The organism is Sphingomonas sp. T1 (assembly GCF_902506585.1).
Taxonomy (GTDB): domain Bacteria; phylum Pseudomonadota; class Alphaproteobacteria; order Sphingomonadales; family Sphingomonadaceae; genus Sphingomonas; species Sphingomonas aerolata.
The window spans coordinates 3,021,623-3,026,941 of sequence record NZ_LR733875.1 but is presented as its reverse complement, the minus strand read 5'-3'; the positions used below and the strand labels follow the sequence as shown (position 1 = coordinate 3,026,941).

The window sequence follows — 5,319 nt, the reverse complement described above, 5'->3', positions numbered from 1 at the left end:
CACCGAAGCCGCCACCCCCGCCAGAAACGTCGCCCGCGCGACGCTCAGCCGGTCCTCGGCAAACCGCACCGGCACGTCGAACGCGAACCCCGCGCTCACCACCGCACCCGCCGCCGGCGCCGCGTCGAGCACCACCCACCCCCCGGCCACCACCGAGAAGCCCGACGTCGCGACGCCGTCGACCGCGACCGTCACGCTCCCCGCCACCGGCCGCGTGATCCGCCGCGTCGCCGCGTCATAGTGTTTCACCAGCGCGAACCGCCGCGCGATCCCGTCGCCGACCCCCAGCACCTCCCCGACCGCCTCGGCATCGAACGGATCGCGCAACCGGAAGCTGCGCGCCGGCCCCATCCGCGCGCGGAAGAACGCCAGCAGCACGCCGATATCCGCCTCGCTCCGCAGCCCCGGCCCGACGTCATAGCTCGTCCGCGCCTCCGCCCAGGCCGCGTTGCGCTGCTCGGCGCCGCCCGCGCTCGTCAGGATCGCGGTCGAAAATCCCGGTATCACCTCCGCCTCACGCCCCAGCGCGAGCGGAAACAGCACGTCGTCATGCGCGTCCACGATATCGTCTCCCCCTTCGGTCTCGAAATGCACGAACCCGTCGCGCATCACCTGCGGCAGCGCCCAGACGAACGTCTCGCCGACGCCGCGCCCCCGCGCCGCCACCGCCGCCGCCTCGATCCGCGCCCAGTCGCCCGCGCGCTCGGGCGCGGTCACGAACCCCGACAGATAATCCTGCCGCGCGACCGGATAGCCCAGCCGCGCCGCGACCAGCGCGACCGCATCCGCCGACGACGCGACATCGCCCGCGGTCACCCAGTCATAATCCTCGAGCTGGAGCACATCGAACGCCGGCGACGCCCAGCCGACCGGCATGTTCGCGCGCTTCGCCTCGGGCGCTCCCGCATCGAGCACCGTCGGCAGATAGGTCAGCAGATGCGTCACGCACCCGCCCGCTTCCCCCTTTACCGCCGCAACCATAGCCGCGGTCGACGCCGCCAGACACGCCCCCGCCGCCTCCAGCGTCACGATCTGGTCTGCGCTCTTGGCCCCGCGGAGGCTCGCCATCGCCACCGGCGCGAACGCCGCGACCGCGCTCGCATCATAGAGACACGGCCGCCCGTCGGGCATCACCCACCACCAGGGCTCGCCGACCTGAAACTGCGCCGGCAGTCCCGCCGCCACCGCGAGGCCCACAAACGCGCGCGCCACCGCCTGCAGATACGCCATCGCCCCGGCATGCGCAGGCGACAGCAAGGTCGAGGGCGGCTCCCACCCGGTCAGCGCGGGCGCACCATCCGCCGCACGCTGTTTCCAGTCGTTCCAGCAATGCGCGTCGAACAGCTCGTAGCTCAACGACCAGATCACGCCGTAGCCCAGCGCCTTCGCGCGCCCCGCGAAATCCCGGTGCCACGCTGCGCACGCCGCGTTCAGCACGCCCCCCGCCAGCGACACGTAAAATCCGCCGCCCACGCCCGCGAGCCGGAAATAATGGCTCATGCCCACATAATGGACGATGTTCCCGCGATACCCCAGGTGCAGCGCGTTGCGCAGCAGCCGCGCGGGCGTCAGATTATAGCTGTCGTCATAGCCGCTCGCGATCCGCAGCCCATGCTCGGGCACCACCGCCTCGCCGATCGCGAGCACTGATCCCGGCCCCTCGCACGCCATCTGCGTCAGCTCGACCCAGCCCTCGCGCATCCCCGCCAGCGGCGCGTCGACGCCGCGATACTCGGGCGGCACCAGCGACACGAACATCCGATCGATATCCCCCGCCCAGACGGGATCGCTGTCCCCGGGCAGGTCGAACCCGCCGACCAGCGCCGCGAAATCGAGCGACACCAGCGCATCCTCCGGCGTGCCCTCGGCATAATTCCACAACCGCACATACCAGGCCCGCGCGACGCCCGCCGCATCACGCCCCTCGATCGTCAGCGTCGGGCCATTGATTGCATCGAGCGGCATCACACCCCCCGACCGCCACCGGAACCGCAGCCGGCACCCCCGAAAATCCCGCACGGTCTCGTACCGCAGCAACGGATGATCATAGCGATCCTCCGCCGCCCAGATCAGCCCCGCCAGATCATCCGCCCTGTAGAACACCGCATCGACGCGCAGCGCATCCGGCCCCGTGGTCACGACGGACGCCATCATCGGCCGCGGAAAATCCACCGTCCAGAACCGCGGATCGAACCGCGACACGACCCCCTCGACCTGCCCCGTCCGCCCCGAACACACCCACTGCGCCATGAACCATCTCCAATTCCAAGGGGAGCAACCAAAACCCCTCTCCCCTCGGGGGAGAGGGAGGGACCCACGCGAAGCGCTGTCGCTCCCCCCGCACAACATTCGCCACATCGATCATAAGAAATCCTCCAAAAACCCCTCTCCCCCCGGGGGAGAGGGAGGGGCCCACGCGCTCTTGCGCGTGGGAGGGTGAGGGCAAGCGAGGCTAGGAACACCGCCCCCACCCCACTCGTCATCCTGACGAAAGTCAGGATCCAGAGCCGCACAGGACAACGCTCGTGACCCTGGATCCTGACTTTCGTCAGGATGACGGAAATGGGTCAGGACGAAGGTGGCTCAGCACGAAGCCAAGAGTGAAACCTCACCCCGCCACCACCGCCCCCGAACTCTCGAGACTCAGCGTGTAGGATCGCTCCCCATTGAAATCCCCGGCATAATCCAGCCGCGACACCAGGAACCGCCCGGTCATCGTATCGCCCCCCTCGAACGCCAGCCGGTAATCGTCGAGCACCCCCGACAGCGCACTCGCCTTGATCCGAAGCTCCGCTGCCGAGCCCGTGAACACCCCCGCCCCCGATACCGAGACGCTTCGCACCCCCGCCCCCGACAGCAATTGCCGCCAGCCGCCCGAATCCTTCGTCGTCACCACGATCGCCTCGCCGTTCACCGACATCTGCGTCGTCCGCAGCCCCGCCACCGTCGCATAGACGGGCGTCGCCGCGCCGTTCCCGACCTTCAGCAGGAACGCGCTCCCCTTCTCCACCGCCATGTCCGTCTCCCCCCAAATCCGTTCAATTCTCGCGGTACATCCGCACCAGAAACTCGCTCGCCCCCCGCCACCGCTCGCCGACGCGCAGCACGCGAGATCGCAGCATCTGCACGCGCACCAGCCGCCACCCCTCGCCCAGATCCGCGTCGAGCGCCTCGACCGCCTCCTCCGCCGCCGCCAGCGCAGCCCGCAGCCGCACCGGCCGCTCGCCGCCATCGTGCAGCGTCACGACGACGCGCCCCTCGCGCCCGCGCCACGTCGTCGTGCTCCAGTCGCTCAGCACCGGCTCGTCGACCACCGCATAGGGCAGCGCGCTACGCACCGGCGGCGCGTCATACACCCCGCCCTCCAGCACCGCCTGCAGCCGCGCGACCACGCCCGCCTGCAGCACCCCCCGCGCGCTCACGCCGCCACGTCCGGGCTCAACCGCAGCCGCCGATAGGGTCGCCACAAAGCCGCCACCGCCGCGGGCGGCACCGCATCGCTCTCGCGGTGATCGAACAGATGCGCCGCCAGCATCGCCACGCCCTGCGCGACCGGCGCCGGCACCGCGTCCCAGGTCTCCGCCGCCCCGTCGCCCGCCACCCGCGCGACGATCGCCCCGCCGACGAACGCCTCGCACACCAGGATCGCCGCCGCACAGACCCGCCCCAGCAACGCCGCCTCCGCACTCCCCTCCAGCCGCAACACCTCCCGCACGGCCACCACCGCGTCCGCCACCACGGCCACCGGCACCCCCTGCTCACCCATAGGATTCTCCCAAAAAAACCCCTCTCCCCCGCAGGGGAGAGGGAGGGGCCCACGCAAAGCGTGGGAGGGTGAGGGCAAGCGAGGCTAAAAACCCCCACCCCCTCACACCCCATCAGCTCACCGAAAACTTCATCAGCTTGATCGCCTCCGAATTCGTCACGCACCCACCGACCCGCTTGGTCGCGTAGAAATTGACGAACGGCTTGTTCGAATACGGATCCCGCAGGATCACCGTCTCCGCGCGCTCGGCGATCAGATACCCAGCTTTGAAGTTCCCGAACGCGATCGACAGCGCGTTCGCCGCGATGTCCGGCATGTCCTCCGCCTCGATCACCGGATAGCCGAGCAGCGTCGCCGGCTGCCCCGCCGCCAGCGAAGGCGCCCACACGAACGCCCCGTCGCTCGTCTTGAACTTCCTGATCCGCGCCAGCGTGCTCGCATTCATCACGAAGCTCGCCCCCCGCCGGTACGGCGCGCGCAGCGCCTGGACGAGGTCGATCAGCCGCTCCTGCGGGCTCGCCGAGAAATCCCCCGCGGTGCCGGAGGCCAGATATTGCAGCGTCCCGAACGCCCGCGTCCCGTCCGCGGTCGCCGCGGTCGGCTGGGTCAGGAACCCCTTGGGCCGCCCGCTGCCCGATCCGCCGACGAACGCCGCGCCCTCGGCCTTGGCGAATTCCATCGCGATCTCGCCCGCCAGCCACGCCTCGACGTCGAACGCCGCATCGTCGAGCATCGCCTGGCTCGCCGCCGGATTGGCATAGAGCTCGCCGGTCGGCGGCACGATCTCGACGAACACCGGCGTCGCCGTCTCGGGCCGCGCCGCATTCTCCGCCGCCCAGCCGGACGGCGTGCCGCCCGTCGTGACGAGCTTGCGATACCCGGCGCTGCCCACCTTCACGACATTGGCGATCCCCCGGATCGGCGAGATCCCTTTCAGCACCGCATCGATCTGCGCATCCACCTCGCGCGGCACCGCATAGCCGCCCGCATCGCCGGTCACCCCGGTAAACGCCTTCATCTCGATCGTCGCACCACTCCGCACGAACCCCGCAAACGCGCCCGAAGGCGCCGCCCCCTCGAGCATCGGCCGATCCATCACCGTCATGTTCATCTCCCTGCCAAGAAACAAAAAAAGGCGCCCCGAAGGACGCCTGAAAAACCGTGGGAGGGCGCGGAGCATGCGAGGCCAACGCCCCCATCCCAACCACCCCTCACCCTCCCGTCGCCTGACGGCTCCTCCTTCCCTCTCCCTCAAGGGGAGAGGGACCCTAAAACCCCTCTCCCCTTGGGGGAGAGGGAGGGGCCCACGCAAAGCGTGGGAGGGTGAGGGCACGTGAGGCTAAAACCCTCACCCCACCACCTCCACCCGAGCCAGTCCCTGCATAGGCACCCCCACCAGACTCACCTCGACCAGCTCCACCGCCTCGAGCACCCGCCGAGCCCCCTGCACGACCCGCACCGCCCGATACCCGACCGACAGTCCGGCAACCGCCCCAGACCGCACCAGCCCCACAAGCTCGGGATCCTCGACCACCCCCTCGACGCGCAACCCC

General features: G+C 70.1%; 6 protein-coding genes. All 6 read right to left on the bottom strand.

All coding sequences use genetic code 11. From position 1 onward, the window contains the following. The coding region (locus GV027_RS13780; RefSeq protein ID WP_159512219.1) for a DUF2460 domain-containing protein at positions 1-2,250 on the bottom strand (2,250 nt) is incomplete at its 3' end. A 358-nt stretch (positions 2,251-2,608) separates the two neighbouring features. Then, on the bottom strand, positions 2,609-3,016 hold the full coding sequence (locus GV027_RS13775; RefSeq protein WP_159512218.1) for a phage major tail protein, TP901-1 family: 408 nt from the start codon (positions 3,014-3,016) through the stop codon (positions 2,609-2,611). A gap of 22 nt (positions 3,017-3,038) precedes the next feature. Beyond that, positions 3,039-3,422: a tail completion protein gp17 gene (gene gp17 / locus GV027_RS13770; protein WP_159512217.1), complete on the bottom strand. Its 384-nt coding sequence runs from the start codon at positions 3,420-3,422 to the stop codon at positions 3,039-3,041. Beyond that, entirely contained in the window at positions 3,419-3,766 is a 348-nt protein-coding gene (locus GV027_RS13765) for a head-tail connector protein (protein ID WP_236559222.1), read from the bottom strand. The genes gp17 and GV027_RS13765 overlap by 4 nt, the downstream gene beginning before the upstream one ends. A 112-nt stretch (positions 3,767-3,878) precedes the next feature. Continuing rightward, positions 3,879-4,871 carry a phage major capsid protein gene (locus GV027_RS13760; RefSeq protein WP_159512216.1) on the bottom strand — a complete coding sequence of 331 codons (993 nt, stop codon included), beginning with the start codon at positions 4,869-4,871 and terminating at the stop codon, positions 3,879-3,881. Positions 4,872-5,114: 243 nt separating this feature from the next. Further along, a partial coding sequence (locus GV027_RS13755; protein ID WP_201302624.1) for an HK97 family phage prohead protease occupies positions 5,115-5,319 on the bottom strand: 205 nt, incomplete at its 5' end.

Coding starts and splice junctions, on each gene's coding strand:
- GV027_RS13765 (WP_236559222.1), bottom strand. CDS start 3,766: ATGGGTGAGCAGGGGGTGCCGGTGGCCGTGGTGGCGGACGCGGTGGTG.
- GV027_RS13760 (WP_159512216.1), bottom strand. CDS start 4,871: ATGACGGTGATGGATCGGCCGATGCTCGAGGGGGCGGCGCCTTCGGGC.
- GV027_RS13775 (WP_159512218.1), bottom strand. CDS start 3,016: ATGGCGGTGGAGAAGGGGAGCGCGTTCCTGCTGAAGGTCGGGAACGGC.